Source organism: Paenibacillus filicis (assembly GCF_038070315.1).
Taxonomy (GTDB): domain Bacteria; phylum Bacillota; class Bacilli; order Paenibacillales; family NBRC-103111; genus Paenibacillus_G; species Paenibacillus_G filicis.
The window spans coordinates 765,184-783,176 of record NZ_JBBPCC010000001.1 but is presented as its reverse complement, the minus strand read 5'-3'; the positions used below and the strand labels follow the sequence as shown (position 1 = coordinate 783,176).

Genomic DNA, 17,993 nt, shown 5'->3' with positions numbered 1-17,993 from the left:
GTTATTTGGAAATGTAGAAGGTATTATTTTCGAACTTTGTCGTCAGACTCAATTCCTCCACAGCATAATGCCAGGTCATGGGGAAGTAGGTGACATCGTTCATTACCAATACCGGATAATCTTCCTTCGCATTGTCGACCCAGGCATCGTTGACGAAGATGGAAAAGGAGGGGAGCTTGGCTTTCCAGGCGCCTGCAGCCTTCCCAGTGTCCAGTGCTAGCGGCGATGCCGGATTGTCTGTCTTGCGGATGACAAATCCGACGTCGGCATCCCACTTGGTTTCGAGACCAAGGGCTTGCGTATAGCTCCACGTCATGGGAAAATACGTAATATCCTTGTATACGAACACAGGATAGCTGGACGTGGCGTTATCGATCTGCTGTCCGTTGATCGATACGCTGAAGTCCGGGGACTTGACGGAAATGGCAGTTTCCGTACGGGAAAGTGCGGATGCAGACTCAGATGGGGTTGTTGAGCCAGATTTGCTGCTGGAAGAGCTGCTGCCGGAAGAACTGCTACTACTGGAAGACCCGCTGCTGCTGCCCCCATTGTGGTAATGGTATTCTCCGTACTTCAAGCCCCACTTCTCGCAGTTGGTCCTGCACGTATGTCCGCCCTTCGCATCGGTTCTGCCCGGATGGGCGGAAACGCTGGAAGCGACGCCTAAGAAAAGCACGAGCGATAAAGCGAGTGATCTGGGGTTCATCTGAATAGTCTCCTTGGTTGTCCCGCGTTATTAGTTCTAATTACCTAATTATGTTACCACCAAATGGAATTTAACACAATCCTATCATATTCAGGAAAGCAGGTTTCAAGATGACCTTCGGTACACGTATTAAGCAGCTGCGCCAGCAGCAGGAGCTGACGCTTCGCAAGCTGTCGGAGAAGTCCGGCATCAGCTATTCATTGAGCCACGCCATCGAGAAGGATGAGCTCATTCCGACCCGGGAAGCTGTGCTTTCCCTGGCACGAGCGCTGCAGCAGGATCACACGGAGGAGCTGCTCCGACTGGCTGGGTATGAGGCTGGACTAAATTAACGTCTGCCAGCATGTAATGTCCTCTCCCGCATCCCTTTATTAGCGTGACATCCAGGCTAGCCGAGCCAATGAAATACGGTTCCGCCCGGCGCTTTCTCACGCTGTTTTTCCTCTGGCTGTGAAGGGTTAGCAAGAAATAACAAGTCTCCGATTGCCGTCTCCGCTTTTCTCCCGCTACTCCCTTCCAGTACGGTTGATCCGCTTAATGGCCTGGCTGCCACACCGGGATCGCCCGCACTCCTGGAAGTATTCGGGCTTAAACGGCTAGCCACGCTAGCCCCCGAATCTGCTCCCGAGCCATCCCCGATGACCACCTCCGTGCCGATCGGTACCAGTGGAAATAGAGCCTCCATATCCCGGTTGTTCAACCGGATACAGCCCAAGGATACATTTCCTCCGACGGAGGTTTCGTCGGAAGTGCCGTGAAGTGCGATCTCGCCTAATCCGAGCGCAGCAGACCCATAGACGTCCGGGGTACGCCCCTGCGGTTCTCGCACGCGCTGGCTGACGTGATACGTTCCCGAAGGCGTGGCCCCGTCGGCTCCTACTCCAATGGGGTAACGTGCCATGATCAGCTCACCGCTTCGCAGCTCAACCGTGTGCTCAGACCTATTCACATGCAAGCGTACCGGCTGGAACGGAAGAAGGGCAGACGTCTGCTTCTCCTGAACCGCACCAGGGCCGTATGCTGCCGTGTTGGGATAGAACATCAGCTCCGGAGATTGGGCGCTGCGCTCATACACCCAGCCTCCGCTGCCATCAAAAAAGGTCCGGACAACGTCCGAACCTGTCCCCGCTTCCGAAGGAAGGGTGCTTAAGTAATTGTGAGGATAGTCTCCAAGCAGATCGGAAATCGATGCCGGTGCTTGTCCGTAAGCCTGCTGGTAGGCTACTAGAGCTGTCCGGACCAGGTTAGCGGCGGCCTGATTGCGCGATTTGAAGAGATCGGGATGAAGAAACCTGATCTTGACGGCACGGTCAACGGCGGGATTATATTCGGCTACGACAAACGCCCGATCTTTCCAGCTTTCATCCGGAAGAGGAACCGCTTTCAAGTCTTCATCGGCTGCAGGTGAAGAAACTCCGTATAAGACGATAGAGGAGTCCGGATACGCCTCAGCTAAAGTGAGTGCCTTCTTGTGGAGCGCCTCCTCGACCTGCAGATCGGACCGGCCGTATGGCAGATGCAGGACGAAAGGTCGTTCTTGGCTTTCATAGGTCACGGACTTTCCGACCGCAGACCAAGGCTTCAGGAACGTAATGACCTTGGATACACTGGCAGGAGGCGTAAAAAATAACAACAACAGCAGCGCATTGATGAGCAGCAGGGTTAGCAGCAAAACCTTCAGAAACAGAGGAAATGCTTTGTTGATACGATTTGTATCATAATATTCATCAATAGGCACGGAGGATCCGGCTTCAAGCGGTTTCTCGGGCTGCTCCAGACGGCGAATAGCTGCCGATGCCGGATAGTAATACTCCGAGGGATAGGTATGCATCGCTTGTTTATAGTGCAGGAGCGCCTTGTTCGGCAGCTCCCGCTGTTCATAATGCTGGGCCAGACGGAAATGGGCCTCGGGAGAGTGAGGATCCAGATACCGGATGACTTTCTGATGATACAGCGGATCATGACGGTTTACATAAAGGTTTTTGCGCAGGCGCACCAATTGGTTTGCGGATGGAGAGGGGAACCGACTGCGTGTTGACTGCATCACAATCCTCCTAGCTTCCATAAGGTCTAATGATACAAATAGTATCATAATATAGAATAAACAGCAATATTTAATACAACTTGTATCCTTATCTGGATAAAAAAACCTTGCCCTCATTAGGAGGACAAGGTCACGCGTTCTTCCTGGAACAATTCGATCCGGTTACGACCTTTATGCTTGGCACGGTATAGGGCGGTATCGGCGCCTCCGAAGAGATCCTCCTTGGTGCAGCCCTTGCGGTAGGCATGCAGACCGATACTGATCGTGATCGGATTTCCACTTAATTCATCATGACGCACCGCCGAGATATGATGACGAATTCGCTCCAACTGCTGCATGGCGTCACGGATATCCGTTTCTGTAAACAAGATGGCAAATTCCTCGCCTCCATAGCGGGCCGGAAAGTCATTGGGCGAAACCATTTCCTGAAAGATCGAAGCGACTTTCTTCAATACGGCATCTCCGGCTCTGTGGCCGTAAGTATCATTGACTTTCTTGAAGTGATCAATGTCGAGCAGAGCAAGCTGGAACGTCAGTTCATTTTGTTCCCCTTGCCGGATCAGTTCCTCCAGATATTCATGGAAGGACATGTGATTGTATAGCCCGGTTAGCGCATCCGTCTTGGCCAGCTTGTCCATCAAGATGTTTTTGACCAGCAGATCCTGCTCGGATGCAATCGTCGAACGGAGATCCTTCATGAGATCGGAACCGCGTCTCATAACTTCCAGCCCCACTATGGTACCAACGACCAGCACGTTCGTCATCACGAACAGATCGATCCAGCTGTAGAAGGGCATATGTCTAAGCTTTACGCCGTATAAGATCCAGAAGGAAGAGACGGTAACCAGCAAAGCAAACCCGATTTTATGTCTCTGAAAATAAAAAATCGAGGTCAATATCGGTAAAAACAAAGTTGCCAGCGTCGGCAGAACCAAAGGAAAGGCGGCAATTAGATTGAGAGAAAGGACAAGACTCCCAGCAATGACAATGTAGTCACTCCAGCGCTTCAGCAACCTCATGGCGGCCTCAACGACTAAAAGCCCGACGCAGGTCCAGCATGCATACTGACCGAGAAGCGCGATCGGGAAATCCTGTGCGTTCATGAAGCTGTTGATGCGGGCAATCACTACGCTTGCCACGATACATAGGACAGCTATAATCCAATAACCGTTCAGAAACCTCCGGTTCCAACGCGGCATCTTGGCATGATTAACCACATCAAAAACCATAGGACTCACTCCATAATTCTGTGTAAATCTCATTTATTACTATACCATGGGGGCTTGTTATTTGTATATATGGTACTGGTGGGCCATATACTTTAGGGGAAGATAAGCAAGCGGCACCGAAAGGAGTGTACCAGGATGATGAAGCTGTTAACCGTTGTAGCCTCTGTACGTTCGGAAGCCCAGTCGGAGCATTTTGCCCAAGTCTTCGCGCATAGCGGAGAGCTGTTACATAATAAAAATAAAATTCAGATGACTGTGGATAGCCAAGAGGGGATAAGCAGGATCGAATTGTCCGGGCGGCTGCCTGCCTTCCGATTGGATCAGGATAGCCAGCAATTTCAAGCAGAGTCTGCAGTGGCGCTGGCTGATTATGTGATGCGCCATGAGGAGAGGGGACTGCTGGGCAAGCTCATCCGTGACGATTTTCATTACAGTCAGGAAGAAGAAGCGGAGCAGATCCTGGCCTACTGCGAGCAGATGCTCGGGGAGGGGCATGACGAGGGAGAGGAGTACCGGCTGGCGATGTCCAGACGCAAGGAAAAGCTGGCCACGGAGATTGAGGCTTATGTCAGCACGGAGACTGTGCTTCACCTGGACGGCTTGCTGCGCTTCCGGCTCCAGTCGTACAAGCAGGAGCTGCGCGATGTCGTGGAATATGCGGTCGATGAATTTGTCATGGACCGGCAGTACCAGGAGTTCATTTCTCTGCTGCAATATTTTGTCTACATTCAGGAGGCCAAAATTCCGTTTGTTCATCTCGTGCACAAGGGGGGCAACGAGTTCACTCTGCTGAATGACCGTATGGAGCAGATCGAGACGGATGACCCAGATGCTATCGTCACGGTAGAGATGCTGGAGAAGGATATGAATTTCGAGGACATGATCGTCAGCACGCTGATTACGGTGTCCCCTCAAACCATCTATATTCATACCCGGGAGCCGGATGCCCAGGTGATTAAGACCATCCGGCAGATTTTCGAGAACCGTGTGGAGCTGTGTGGCTACTGCCGACTATGCCATAACCTTGACCGTTCGGCCGCGGCTGAATATAATAAAGGGTAAGGCAACAACCAAAGACAATAACGTCTGAAGCACCGCTCAGAGAGAGGGGACCCCGGCTGTAATCTCCTCCGGTTTGGCGACAGTCGTTTACCCCTTTGTAGCCGCGGCATGGAACGGCTTCTCTTCAGGGAGATGTTAAGTATAAGCTGCCGAGTCATTCTCGTTAACGAATGCTGAAGGATCTGCTGCGTATGGAACGGCTGGAGCATCTAAACCAGTCACGCACGGATTGAATTAGGGTGGAACCACGAGCCAAGCGCACTCGTCCCTTGACGGGAGGATTGCGCTTTTTTTTGTTCTCTGAAGGCTTACTTTAGCACTGGCTAAGGCTCCGAATGGAGCAACTCTTACTTGAATACGGAGGTTTGAACGACATGGCAGCAGTAAAGGTATCGTTTCCGGACGGAGCCGTTCGGGAGTATGAGCAAGGAACGACGATCGAAGAGGTTGCAGGCTCCATCAGCAGCGGCTTGAAGAAAAATGCGGTCATTGGCAAGCTCAATGGCAAGGCCGTCGATCTGAATACGGCGATTGAAGAGGATGCGGCACTTGAGATCGTAACGTTAGACAGCGAAGCGGGACTTGAGGTGTACCGCCACAGTACGGCTCACTTGATGGCCCAAGCGATCAAACGCATCTACGGCGAAAAAACGGTCAAGCTCGGAATCGGTCCGGTCATCGAGGACGGTTTCTATTATGATATCGATCTCGAAAGCTCCATTACTCCGGAGGATCTGGTCAAAATTGAGAAGGAGATGGAGCGCATCGTGCAGGAGAATCTGCCGATCCGCCGCCGTGTCGTCAGCCGCGAAGAAGCGATTAGCATCTTCACGGAGCTGGAGGATCCGCTCAAGCTGGAGCTGATCCGCGATCTGCCTGAGGACTCCGTGCTGACGATCTACGATCAGGGCGAATTCTTCGACCTGTGCCGCGGCCCGCACTTGCCCTCGACCGGACGCATCAAGGCGTTCAAGCTGCTTAGCGTAGCGGGCGCATACTGGCGCGGCGATTCCAAGAACAAGATGCTGCAGCGGATTTACGGCACAGCCTTCCCCAAGAAAGCAGAGCTCGACGAGCATCTTCACCTGCTGGAAGAAGCCAAGAAGCGCGATCACCGCAAGCTCGGCAAGGAGCTGAAGGTGTTCGGATTCTCCAGTGAGGTTGGACAAGGGCTGCCGCTCTGGCTGCCGAACGGCGCCAAGATCCGCCGCACGATGGAACGGTATATTGTAGATCTGGAAGAACGTCTGGGATACCAGCATGTGTATACACCGGTTCTGGCCAATGTCGAGCTGTACAAGACAAGCGGTCACTGGGAGCACTACCAGGAGGATATGTTCCCCAAGATGATCATGGACAATGAGGAGCTCGTGCTGCGTCCCATGAACTGTCCGCATCATATGATGGTGTATAAGAGCGACATGCGCAGCTACCGCGATCTGCCGGTACGGATTGCGGAGCTCGGCACGATGCACCGTTATGAGATGTCAGGCGCCTTGACAGGCTTGCACCGCGTGCGTGCGATGACCTTGAATGATGCCCATATCTTCTGCCGTCCGGATCAGATCAAGGAAGAATTCGCCCGTGTCGTCAACCTGATCCGTCATGTGTATGATGACTTCGGCATTAAGGACTATCGCTTCCGTCTGTCCTACCGCGATCCGAAGGATACGGAGAAATACTTCCAGAATGACGAGATGTGGGAAATGTCGCAGCGGATGCTTCGTGAGGTTGTCGAGGAGCTTGGCTTGCCGTTCTTCGAAGCTGAGGGTGAGGCGGCCTTCTACGGACCGAAGCTGGACGTGCAGATCAAGACGGCGCTGAAGAAGGAAGAAACGCTGTCTACCGCCCAATTGGACTTCCTGCTGCCTGAGCGGTTCCAGCTTGAGTATGTGGGCAACGACGGGCAGAAGCACCGTCCGGTGGTTATCCACCGCGGCATCATCTCCACGATGGAACGCATGACGGCGTTCCTGCTGGAGAATTTCGCCGGAGCGCTTCCAACCTGGCTAAGCCCTGTTCAGGCGAAGATTTTGCCGGTTTCCGGCAACTTCGAAACGTACGCCAGGGAGCTGCAGGAGAAGCTGCAAGCGGCGGGCATCCGGGTCGAAGCGGATCTGCGCAACGAGAAGCTCGGCTACAAGATCCGGGAAGCGCAGCTGGAGAAAATTCCATATATGCTCGTCGTAGGCGAGAACGAGGTTCAGTCGCAAGGAGCTTCTGTGCGCAAGCGTGGGGCGGGCGATCTGGGCGCGCAAAGCACCGAGCAGGTCATTGCGATGATTCAAGATGACATTGTGAACAAGACGATATTCTAGGCAATTAGCAAGCAAGTATGAAGAGCAAGGCCCTTCCTTTTTCACGGGAGGGCTTTTTTGCATTTGTAGGTGCAGTTTTCCTTCCGGTGTATAGAACCTTTCCTTGATGGACAGTCTTTTATATTAAGGGGAGGTTTAACAAAACCTATGCTAACGAAAAATGCAAGTCATGCCAAGTGGATTGTTTTCTTTGTTGCGATTCTGTCCGTCTTGTTGTGGCTTGAAGAAAATCGAACTCCACCGATTCTCCCAACTGCGAATTCTGCGCCAGCAGCCACTATTCCTGCTGCTGCGGGAGCGGCGAATCAGCCCTTGCCATCCAGTGCCGGTGTAAGTTCGCCGGATAGCAAGACAAGTGTGAAGGCTGCAGAAGCAGGGGCGCGAAGACAGCGGAACTACAAGCTGTTCCCGCGTCAGGATCAGGACTTGTCGAAGCTAAGTGCGGTGGAGGTAACGGCTACCGGCTACTACGCAGGGAGGGAATCAACAGGTAAAAATCCGGGACATCCCGAATACGGAGTCACGTTCTCAGGACTCAAGGTATCCCGTGATTATGGCTCGCTGTCTACGATTGCAGCTGATCCGAACGTATTTCCGCTCGGTACGGTACTGTATATCCCCGGCTATGGCTACGGGGTTGTGGCTGACACGGGTGGAGCTATCAAAGGAAACCGGATTGATTTGTACTTTGAAACCAAGGATCAGGTATATAAAGAATGGGGCAAAAAAACATTGAATGTATTCGTTGTGAGTCGGGGCGAAGGGAAAATCACGGAGACAATGTGGAAGCAAATGAAAGAAGATTTCCTAAGATAAAAGCAAAGATTTCCATCATAATATCTTCTCAAACCAACCATACTAATGGTTGTCGGGGAGGTGATATCCATGGCCAAGAACAACAACAACAACAAAAACAGCAAAAACAACAATCAGCAATACAATGCTGAGTTTTCCCAAGAAGTAGCAGCCAACAACAACGCGAATCAAGCGAATAACGCTGCAGACCAAACCAATGAGGCAAACCAAGCTCAAAAATAAGCAAGACTTCTGAAAAAGGGAACCCCTGGCCTAAAGCCGGGGTTTCCTTTTTGTTAGTTATCGTGTAGAATAAATTCATTGTGATGAATCCTTACGTCATTAGGAAGGTGATGTGTCATGGTGAATGCCTGGATAGCTGGAGGTCCGGCGTTGCTGAGCAAACGGAAAGCGGCCGAAGTATATCCTTTCTTAGAGGCTTTTATCGCTCATAAAGAAGCGCAAATCGCAGAGATGGAACAGGTGATAGACCGCTATGAGAAAAAACGGCAAATCGAAGAACGGAGCTATCAGGCGATGTCAGCTTTTCGTCGGATGTTTGCGGGAAAGAAGCCGGACCATCATCTTGCCGTCGAATATATCCATTATGTGAAGAAGCCGATGGAGCAGATCCGCCAGCTTCGTCTGGAGGTTGATCAGGCTCGTTCAATTCTGACCGAGAGCGATCCCTCGGATCTGGTAAGTGTCAGCGATGAACTAGCTAAGCAAATTTCCTCGTAACGCATGGGGAGAGCGGCTCGGCCGAATGAGTGGCTAATAGGGATGAAGCACTTCTAGGCGGAAGCTGGGGGTGTTTTTTTGTTGGCCAAGATATAAGCCCGCGGCTCCTTCAGACGAGGAGAGCGGGCTATTGTTGTAGCATCGTACTATCTGTCTTTGAGCTGTCCGAGCTCGATAAAATCATGCTCCTGGCTATAAGCAGGCACGCCGTGAATCCCGACATCGAGGCCAACCAGCTCCTCGTCGCGGCTAACCCGCACTCTTACTACCCGGCCGATTAGCTTGAAGGCGATCCAGGTCAGCCCGAAGCCCCATACGATCACGACTATGAGACCTAGCGCCTGGACGCCGAGCAGTTGGAAGCCGCCCCCATAGAAAAGCCCGCTGTAGCCCCGGCCGACTCCCTCCGTGAGGTCCGGACGGGCGAATAATCCTACAGCCAGCGCCCCGATGCTGCCACTGACGCCATGCACGGCGAAAGCGCCCACCGGATCGTCAATTCGCTTGGATTCGAGATATTCGGTCGCGAAGACCATCGCGATCCCACATACTGCTCCGATGCCGATCGCGACCAGATCGCTCACGAATGCACAGCCTGCCGTAATCCCGACCAATCCGGCCAGCGAGCCATTGATGACCATGGGAGGGTCGGCTTTGCGATAACGGAACATCGTGAATAGAATGCATGTCGCGCCGCCAGCAGAAGCCGACAGCATGGTCGTGACGGCGATATGCCCGATGGAGCTGTTCGTAGCGCTAAGTGTACTGCCTGAGTTGAAGCCGAACCAGCCGAACCAGAGGATAAAAGCCCCTACCGAGGCAAGCGGCAGGTTGGAAGGTGGCACAATGTTGGCTACGCCGTCCTTGGTAAATTTTCCGATCCTTGGCCCGATCAGCATCGCTGCGGCCAGAGCGGCGAAACCGCCAAGCGCGTGGATGGTGGCGGAGCCGGCGAAATCGATCATGCCAAGCTTACCCAGCCATCCGCCTGTGCTCCATATCCAGTGGCCGGCGATAGGATAAATAAAGCCAGTCATCGCAATGGCAAACAGAATATAGGCACGGAAGTCGATACGTTCCGCTACCGCTCCTGACACGATCGAAATGACCGCGATGACAAAGGCGCATTGGAATAGCCAATACGTATCATGAGAGATGGTAAGCTGAATATGGGTCAGATCCCCTCCCATCAGGAACCCGCTTGTCCCGATAAGTCCCGCAAAATCCTCCCCGTACATCAGTCCGAATCCAAAAAAGAAGAAAATAAGCGCTCCGAATGTGATGTCTACGAATACTTTCATAATGATGCTGACGGCGTTTTTCTGCCTGACAAAGCCGGCTTCGAGCAAAGCAAAACCGCCTTCCATCAACAAAATCATGGCAGCGGTCAGCACGACCCAAATCGTATCCAAACCGCTCTGCAATGCGGTCAAATCCATGGTAATCGATTCCCCCAATCCTCGGTTAAAGCGGTTTCGGTTCCCATTATAAAGTTCGGGTGGCAACTATGTCAACGAAAGACGTTAACTTGCATTACATGAGCTTGTTTCTCCTAGATGACATGTTTCCGATGGCAAGCTTGCAAGCTTGCTTTCACGGGACAAGCATATTTTCTCCGGATCACGTTCATTCTATAGATACCTACATAGGATGGATGGGGGAATGTTGAAGTGGTGCCATTGGAGTCAAAGCTGGTCGGGGTCGAAGAGCCTTTTGACAAAGCGATAAGTGTGCTGCAGCCGCTGGAGTTTGCGTTGGGCGGCAATTGGGACTATGAGCATGGGTGCTTCGACCGATATTTAGATGAAGGGCATAAGGTATGGCTCCGTATACCGTTTGAGGTTACGCACGGCTTGCTGGAAGGTGAACATGGCGGTACCGGTACGGTCATTCAATTGGGGTCTCCTTTCGTGCTTAAGCATCTTTATAATGAAGGATTGGATGCGGAAGCTCAGATTCGGGTCGTTGGTGCGCTTATCGATCAATTCCAGGAGCCGGTGGATAAAGATGCGCCGGTCGAGGACAAGTGGATCGATCAGGCGAGGTCGCTGCTGCAGGAAGTAGAGAACCGCTGGGTACATTAGCCCGCGACGACGAAGAAGACCTTGGGAAGACTCCCCTGGTCTTCTTTGCCATCGTGCTTTTCCTTTACTAGTCGAAGAGTTCTTTGTTGTTCGACAAAACACTTTACTGACTTTACCTTCGTTTTATGTTTCTTTAAGGTTGTTTTAAGGTTACAGGTTCAATATGTAAATCAAGAGGAACAACCATGGGTGATGTCCTTATCCCTTACTCATTTCCGATCATCGAAACGGAGGTAACCACGTATGGAAAACAACAATAACAATTCGAATAACAATTCCAACGGTTCTTATAACCCCTTCAACGATTTCTTCCGCCAGCCGGAAGACCGCGAGGGCAATCAGGCGAAGGCCCCGGATTCGCAAGCAGACGCGTCCGGTTCTTCGCAGGAGAGGTCAACAGATAGCGGAGGCCGCTCCTCTCATTATTTCTCCTACGGTCCGTATCAGTCGAAGTCGGCGGAGTCGACGAGTGCAAGCGACAGCAGCGGCTCTTCACCTGTTGAGGTGACACCTCCGAAGCCCATCCGTCCGTTCTATACGGGCGACGGAGATTCTTCGGGTCAAGGCCAGTGGCAGTTTTCGGATTCGCAGCCACCTAGGAAGGGAAGCGGATTTCGCAGTATGTTTGCTGCCTTCATGGCTGGCGTGGTCGTGGTCGGGTCGCTGATGTTCCTTTCGGATAAATACAACCTATTTACCGGAGGCGAAGGCGTGATGACAGGAGCTGGCAGCAGTTCATCAGTCCCGGCTTCTTCCGGAGGAAGCGGCGCCGTCCGTCCGACGGCTCTGGACATGACGCGTCCTAACAATATCTCCTCGATCGTGGAACAGTCGAGTCCGGCGGTCGTGAAGATTGAGACGAAGGTCAAGCCCAAAAATACCCGCGGCGGCAATTCGCTGTTTAACGATCCGTTCTTCCGCCAGTTCTTCGGAGATGACTTCGGCGGCGGCAGCTCTCAGCAGCCGAATCAAGGCGGCCAATTGCAGCCGGGAGGGATGGGAACCGGATTTATCTTCGAAAAGTCCGGCTATATTCTGACCAATGAGCACGTGATCGACGGAGCCGATGAGATCTGGGTCTATGTCCAGGATCACAAGGAGCCATTCAAGGCCGAGCTGCTGGGCAACAGCTATGATCTCGACTTAGCAGCCCTGAAGATTACGCCGGAGAGCGGCAAAGAGTTCCCGACACTCCCGCTGGGCAGTGCAGATGATCTGAGGGAAGGTGACTGGGTTGTCGCTATCGGTAACCCGTACGGCTTCGACCATACGGTAACGGTCGGCGTACTCAGTGCCAAGGAACGTCCGATCAGTATCCCGGATGCCAACGGAACGCGTAACTACAAGCACTTGCTGCAAACCGACGCTTCCATTAATCCCGGCAACTCGGGTGGGCCGCTGTTGAATCTTAACGGCGAGGTCATCGGTATCAATACAGCTGTCAGTGCACAGGCTCAGGGTATCGGCTTTGCGATTCCGACGAGCACGATTTCTTCCGTACTGGAGAATCTCAAAAACAATGTGAAGATTCCGAAGGAACCGGTGCCGTTTGTGGGTATCACGATGGCCGATATCGACAAGGAGTGGGTGTCCGAGCTGAAGCTCGAAAACAACCAGGGAGCTATCGTCTCACAAGTTGAGCGCAAGAGCCCGGCCTTTACCGCAGGTATTCGTCCTTATGACGTTATCGTGGACGTAGGCGGTACGAAGGTGAAGACGCCGTCGGAGGTCAGCGAAGCGATTAAGAAGGCCAAGGTTGGCGATAAAGTATCGATCGGTGTTATGCGCGACGGGAAGAAACAGAACATCGAGGTGACGGTCGGCAACCGGAATGCCGAGTAAGTCGGCTCACCAAGAAGCAGGGCTGCCTGGGAGGACGCCCTGCTTCTTTTTTGTTTGAAGGGACGATTAGATTCCTGGCCGGAATTTAGGTAAAATAACGGGGAAGGCGGTGATTCGCGCGTGCGAGAGAAAATATTGGTGATTGATGACGACGAAAAAATTACATCTATGCTCCGCAGGAGCTTGGCATTCGAAGGGTATTCGGTGATGACCGCGAATCATGGCATGGACGGGCTAAAGCAGATTCTCGAGGACGAGCCGGACGTGGTCATTCTGGATGTGATGATGCCCCAGCTGGACGGCTGGGAAGTGGTCCGCCGGATCCGGGAGGGCGGTTCCGAGGTGCCGGTGCTGATGCTTACGGCCAAGGACGAGGTTAGCGATCGAGTGAAGGGATTGGATCTCGGAGCTGACGATTACCTGGTCAAGCCGTTCGCCTTGGAAGAGCTGCTCGCCCGCGTCCGCGTCCTGCTGCGCCGCAAGACGACAGAGAAGGCGGATAACTCTGCGAACAAGCTGCAGTACCAGGATGTGTTCATGGATCTGGATACCCGCGAGGTATTCCGCGGAGGACAGCGGATTGAGCTGACGACCAAGGAGTTTGATCTGCTTCATCTGTTCCTGCAGAACCCGCGGAGGGTGCTGTCCCGGGATATTATTATGGAGAAGATCTGGGGCTACGATTATAGCGGGGAATCCAACGTACTGGAGGTTTATATTGCGCTGCTGCGGCAAAAAACAGAAGAGCACGGACATAAGCGCGTGATTATTACTGTTCGAGGCGCGGGTTACGTGCTAAGAGGAGAGGCTTGATATGTCCATTCGCTTGCGCCTGACACTATGGTACACAGGGATTTTGACGGCAACGCTCTTTGTGCTGGCGCTCGGTTTGTATCTATATATGAATTACATTATTTTTGCGGGTCTCAAGCCTGATCTCAAGGATGAGGCTAATTATGTGCTGCCGCGCATCAAGGCGCTGCCGGTCATTTCCTCACAAGGCTTCGGCTTTAACTTTGAGCTGTCCGGCCGCAATTCGATCCGCAGCAGCAAGCTGTTGGTGCAAGTTGTCAATCTGCAGGACGGCCGCAAGTTTCGCTCGGATGAGCTGATCGAGGCAGGGCTTGAATTTCCTGGCGTCAATGACAAGAAGGTGGCCTGTGTACTGGCAGAGGACAGCAATTGCCTGTATGAGAGGGTCCGTATCAATGGCTATGACTTCTTAATCTATAACGCTCCTGTCTACGCTTCCTCCATTTTCAGTCCGAAGGACAAGCCGATCGGGATGATGCAGGCTGCCTTCTTCATCGGCCACTATGAACAACTGTTCGGCAAGCTCCGTCTGGTGCTGACCGTCTCTATGCTGGTGGGGATTCTGCTGGCGGCGTCCATCGGCTGGTTCCTCGCGAGGAAGGCGCTTAGACCGATCGAGCAGGTCATCTCTGCGACCAATCAAATTGAGAAGGGCGCCGATCTGCAGCGACGGATCGAGTACAACGGTCCCGGTGACGAGATTGGCGTGCTGACGGAGACGATCAACGGCATGCTGGAGCGTCTACAGGCTGCTTATGTGGAGATGGAGGAGGCCTTTGCCGCTCAGCGGAGATTCGTGTCCGACGCATCACACGAGTTGAGAACGCCGCTCACGACGATCCGGGGGAATGTGGAGCTGCTGGAGAAGATGTGGAGGCAGACGGAGATGCAGCGGCAATATGCCACAACAACGCCGGCGATTGAACTCAGTCTGGAGGCTATGCGAGATATTTCGGATGAAGCAGAGCGCATGTCGCGTCTGGTGAACGATCTGCTTGCGCTGGCCCGAGCGGATGCCGGCATTCAGATGCCGAAGCGCGAGCTGGAGGTCAAGACGCTCCTGGAGGACGTCGCCCGCAAGGCCGTGCTGCTTCCTCGGACTTCAGATTGGCGGGTCGGGGATTTATCTGCCGCTGCTGGCAGCTATATTTACGGCAGTCCGGACTACTTGCAGCAGCTGCTGTTCATCTTTATCGAGAATGCTTTCAAGTATACCGAAGAGGGATACGTGCGGATGGAGGTAAGGCTTCATGCCGGACAGGTCGGCATCAGCATCGAGGATACGGGCATCGGGATGGAGAAGGACGAGGTTCCGCATATTTTCGAGCGGTTCTACCGTGCGGACGTATCTCGGGGACAGAAGGCCGGCACCGGCCTGGGGCTGTCGATTGCCAAGTGGATTATTGACGAGCATCAAGGCTCGATTGAAGTCATGACTGCTAAGGGTGAGGGTTCGACCTTTATCATCTGGCTTCCTGTCGCACCGCTAACGGGTCTGGAAGAGGTAAACTCGTCCGCCCATTTCCTCTCTGACGGGAATCGGGTATAATGGATGAATAGACTAATTTCGACAGGCGGTGCTAGGCGTGGACGTACTCAGAATTTCTCCCCGTGGCTACTGCTATGGGGTCGTAGATGCGATGAAGCTGGCTATGCAAACGGCGCAAAACTTCAACTTGCCGAGGCCGGTATATATATTGGGCATGATCGTTCATAATTCTCATGTGACCGATTTTTTTGAGAAGGAAGGCATCGTTACGCTGGATGGTCCTAATCGGCTTGAAATTTTGGAGCAGGTGACGGAGGGAACGGTTATTTTCACAGCTCACGGCGTGTCTCCCGAAGTGCGTCGGCGAGCACGTGAACGCGGTTTGTCGGTCGTCGATGCAACCTGCCCCGATGTGACGAAAACCCATGATCTGATCCGGGAGAAAACAGCCGAAGATTACCATATCATCTATATCGGGAAGAAGGGGCATCCTGAACCAGAAGGGGCAATAGGGGTTGCTCCGGAGCGCGTGCATCTGATCGAGAGGCTGGAGGAGATCGACGAGCTGGACTTGTCCGGCAAGAAGATTGTTATCACCAACCAGACGACGATGTCGCAGTGGGATATCAAGCATATCATGAACCGGCTGCTGGAGACGTTCCCTCAGGCGGAAATTCATAACGAGATTTGTATGGCTACACAGGTGCGTCAGGAGGCTGTAGCCGAGCAGGCGAAGGATGCAGACCTGATTCTGGTCGTCGGCGACCCGCGAAGCAATAATTCCAATCGGCTTGCGCAGGTATCCGAGGAGATTGCCGGGGTCAGGGCTTACCGCATCGGCGATATTACCGAGCTGAAGCGGGAGTGGCTGGCTCCGGTTCGCCGTGTAGGCGTGACCTCGGGGGCTTCGACGCCTACTCCGATCACCAAGGAAGTTATCGATTACCTGGAACGCTATCAAGAGGATGATCCGTCCACTTGGGAAATCCGCAGAACCGCTAATCTGGCGCGTCTGATACCAGCAGTACGATCGAAAGCCGGCAAAACAGACTGATCGGGAAAGAAGGATACGCTATGAGCAAAGCCGCGAAACCGAAGGCTAAGTTTCAGCCCAGAGCCATCGGCCGCTGGTTCAAGTACAAGTATTTGCAGCTTATTCGCGCGAAGGGCGGACCTGCGATGGTGGCGATGGGGTTCTCCATCGGGCTGTTTGTGGAAATGTTCACGTTGCCTACGGCAGGGCTGGCTTTTTTTCTCATCTTCCCTCTAGTTTACTTGCTGCGAGGCAGCGTGGCGGCGGCACTGATCGGTTTCGTATTCGGCAAGATTATCTATATTCCATTCTCCTTCCTCCATCGAATAATTGGAGATCTGGTGCTGCCTCATCGTGTTCACGGCAATTGGCTGCATGTGCTGCCTCATTGGCTGGAGACCTTCATTAAGTTTAACTTGAAGCTGTTTGTAGGCGGGGTCATCGATGGACTGATTCTCGGGCTTATTGTCTTTTTTCCCATTAAGTGGACGCTCGAGTGGTTTCATCAGAAGCGTAAGGATAAGCGGCAGAAGCGTAAGGAGCAGTTGATTGTGCATTAAGCAGGGCTGCAAGTCCTGTATGCATGGGAAGGACGACAGATGCGCGTGGAGCGCCTGTCGTCTTTTTCTTATTGAAAGCAGTCGTCTTTCGGCTTGACGATTCAGAGCTATTCGTTATATAATCGCTTTAGTGATTAAAAGCTTAAAAGCGTATAAGCATCGAAGCGCGAAAGTGTTTCTATTATTCTGCCATGGAAAGGGCTGACTATGATGATTGCTATCATATCCAATAAAACAACGGAAGAACGGATTCTTGAAATTGTTCATTTCATTGAAAAGCATGATGTGCAGGCGCATGTGTCCCGCGGAGTAGACCGCACGGTGGTCGGTATTATCGGGAAGGCTACGCCGGTGCTCGCTGAGCAGATCCGTCAGCTGTCCGGTGTCGAGCAGGTTGTGAAAATCTCCAAGTCCTACAAGCTGGCCAGCCGGGACTTCCATCCGGACTCGACTGTGATCAAGATTAAGGACGTTGAGATCGGTGGAGATCAACTCGTCATTATGGGAGGACCTTGTGCTGTCGAGTCGCCCGAACAGATCGATGAGATTGCGCGCCTGGTCAAGGCTAGCGGCGCTCAAGTACTGAGAGGCGGAGCCTTCAAGCCGAGAACCGGGCCGTACAGCTTCCAGGGCGTAGGTGTCGAAGGGCTCGTCATGATGGCGGAAGCGGGGAAGAAGCATGGCGTGCTGACGATCACGGAGGTCATGACGCCGGAGTACGTCGATGTATGCGCGGAGTACGCGGATATTCTTCAGGTGGGCACTCGCAATATGCAGAATTTCGATCTGCTGCGCAAGCTCGGCACGATCCAGACACCGGTCCTGCTGAAACGCGGGTTCAGCTCGACCTATGACGAGTTTCTGAATGCGGCGGAATATATCCTCGCCGGCGGAAATCCGAACGTTATGCTCTGTGAGCGCGGAATCCGAACGTTCGAATCTTACACGCGCAATACATTGGATTTGGCGGCCATTCCGGTGCTCCAATCGTTGAGCCATCTGCCGGTTATCTCCGATCCCAGCCATGGTACAGGACGTCGCGAGCTGGTTGAGCCGATGAGCAAAGCCTCTGTCGCCGCAGGAGCCAATGGACTGATCGTCGAGATGCACACCGACCCTGACAACTCGATGACCGGCGACGGTGTGCAGTCGCTCTTCCCGGACCAATTCGCCCGTCTGATGCAGGATTTGGAGAAATTGGCACCACTTTGCGGCAAGCGCTTTGACACTCCGAAACAGCCTTTATAAGATGCCGGATGATTGTAATATTCGTTTTT

Annotated in this window: 17 protein-coding genes; 13 read left to right on the top strand and 4 right to left on the bottom strand. The window is 53.0% G+C overall.

Annotation, left to right across the window (positions count from 1 at the left end):
* Position 1: 1 nt before the first annotated feature.
* On the bottom strand, positions 2-706 hold the full coding sequence (locus WMW72_RS03575; RefSeq protein WP_341414024.1) for a YHYH domain-containing protein: 705 nt from the start codon (positions 704-706) through the stop codon (positions 2-4).
* Positions 707-816: 110 nt separating this feature from the next.
* Here WMW72_RS03575 and WMW72_RS03570 point away from each other — a divergent pair, with 110 nt between their 5' ends.
* The gene (locus tag WMW72_RS03570; protein ID WP_341414023.1) at positions 817-1,038 is read left to right on the top strand and encodes a helix-turn-helix domain-containing protein; all 222 of its coding nucleotides are present in this window, start codon (positions 817-819) and stop codon (positions 1,036-1,038) included.
* 56 nt (positions 1,039-1,094) lie between these two features.
* On the opposite strand, the gene WMW72_RS03565 is transcribed toward WMW72_RS03570, so the two are convergent.
* On the bottom strand, positions 1,095-2,750 hold the full coding sequence (locus WMW72_RS03565) for a L,D-transpeptidase family protein (protein WP_341414022.1): 1,656 nt from the start codon (positions 2,748-2,750) through the stop codon (positions 1,095-1,097).
* A 116-nt stretch (positions 2,751-2,866) separates the two neighbouring features.
* A complete protein-coding gene (locus tag WMW72_RS03560; protein ID WP_341414021.1) occupies positions 2,867-3,979 on the bottom strand; it encodes a GGDEF domain-containing protein in 1,113 nt (370 codons plus the stop codon).
* A 135-nt stretch (positions 3,980-4,114) separates the two neighbouring features.
* Here WMW72_RS03560 and ytxC point away from each other — a divergent pair, with 135 nt between their 5' ends.
* The 5 genes from ytxC to WMW72_RS03535 all read left to right on the top strand — a co-directional run bounded on the left by ytxC (position 4,115) and on the right by WMW72_RS03535 (position 8,895).
* A complete protein-coding gene (gene ytxC / locus WMW72_RS03555; protein ID WP_341414020.1) occupies positions 4,115-5,041 on the top strand; it encodes a sporulation protein YtxC in 927 nt (308 codons plus the stop codon).
* 374 nt (positions 5,042-5,415) lie between these two features.
* Positions 5,416-7,359: a threonine--tRNA ligase gene (thrS, locus tag WMW72_RS03550; protein ID WP_341414019.1), complete on the top strand. Its 1,944-nt coding sequence runs from the start codon at positions 5,416-5,418 to the stop codon at positions 7,357-7,359.
* Between the two features lie 147 nt (positions 7,360-7,506).
* Entirely contained in the window at positions 7,507-8,175 is a 669-nt protein-coding gene (locus tag WMW72_RS03545) for a 3D domain-containing protein (RefSeq protein ID WP_341414018.1), read from the top strand.
* Between the two features lie 69 nt (positions 8,176-8,244).
* Positions 8,245-8,397: a hypothetical protein gene (locus tag WMW72_RS03540; protein ID WP_341414017.1), complete on the top strand. Its 153-nt coding sequence runs from the start codon at positions 8,245-8,247 to the stop codon at positions 8,395-8,397.
* 117 nt (positions 8,398-8,514) lie between these two features.
* The gene (locus WMW72_RS03535; RefSeq protein ID WP_341414016.1) at positions 8,515-8,895 is read left to right on the top strand and encodes a hypothetical protein; all 381 of its coding nucleotides are present in this window, start codon (positions 8,515-8,517) and stop codon (positions 8,893-8,895) included.
* A 146-nt stretch (positions 8,896-9,041) separates the two neighbouring features.
* On the opposite strand, the gene WMW72_RS03530 is transcribed toward WMW72_RS03535, so the two are convergent.
* Positions 9,042-10,334 carry an ammonium transporter gene (locus WMW72_RS03530; RefSeq protein ID WP_341414015.1) on the bottom strand — a complete coding sequence of 431 codons (1,293 nt, stop codon included), beginning with the start codon at positions 10,332-10,334 and terminating at the stop codon, positions 9,042-9,044.
* Positions 10,335-10,568: 234 nt separating this feature from the next.
* On the opposite strand from WMW72_RS03530, the gene WMW72_RS03525 reads away from it, so the two are divergent.
* The 7 genes from WMW72_RS03525 (at position 10,569) to aroF (ending at position 17,964) form a co-directional block, all read left to right on the top strand.
* Positions 10,569-10,979: a YugN family protein gene (locus WMW72_RS03525; protein WP_341414014.1), complete on the top strand. Its 411-nt coding sequence runs from the start codon at positions 10,569-10,571 to the stop codon at positions 10,977-10,979.
* 243 nt (positions 10,980-11,222) lie between these two features.
* The gene (locus tag WMW72_RS03520) at positions 11,223-12,821 is read left to right on the top strand and encodes a S1C family serine protease (RefSeq protein ID WP_341414013.1); all 1,599 of its coding nucleotides are present in this window, start codon (positions 11,223-11,225) and stop codon (positions 12,819-12,821) included.
* A 120-nt stretch (positions 12,822-12,941) separates the two neighbouring features.
* Positions 12,942-13,634: a response regulator transcription factor gene (locus WMW72_RS03515; protein WP_341414012.1), complete on the top strand. Its 693-nt coding sequence runs from the start codon at positions 12,942-12,944 to the stop codon at positions 13,632-13,634.
* Position 13,635: 1 nt separating this feature from the next.
* Positions 13,636-15,183: a sensor histidine kinase gene (locus WMW72_RS03510; RefSeq protein ID WP_341414011.1), complete on the top strand. Its 1,548-nt coding sequence runs from the start codon at positions 13,636-13,638 to the stop codon at positions 15,181-15,183.
* Positions 15,184-15,220: 37 nt separating this feature from the next.
* A complete protein-coding gene (locus WMW72_RS03505; RefSeq protein WP_341414010.1) occupies positions 15,221-16,177 on the top strand; it encodes a 4-hydroxy-3-methylbut-2-enyl diphosphate reductase in 957 nt (318 codons plus the stop codon).
* Between the two features lie 20 nt (positions 16,178-16,197).
* A complete protein-coding gene (locus WMW72_RS03500) occupies positions 16,198-16,716 on the top strand; it encodes a DUF2062 domain-containing protein (RefSeq protein ID WP_341414009.1) in 519 nt (172 codons plus the stop codon).
* 210 nt (positions 16,717-16,926) lie between these two features.
* Positions 16,927-17,964 carry a 3-deoxy-7-phosphoheptulonate synthase gene (aroF, locus tag WMW72_RS03495; RefSeq protein WP_341414099.1) on the top strand — a complete coding sequence of 346 codons (1,038 nt, stop codon included), beginning with the start codon at positions 16,927-16,929 and terminating at the stop codon, positions 17,962-17,964.
* The last annotated feature ends 29 nt before the right edge of the window (positions 17,965-17,993 follow it).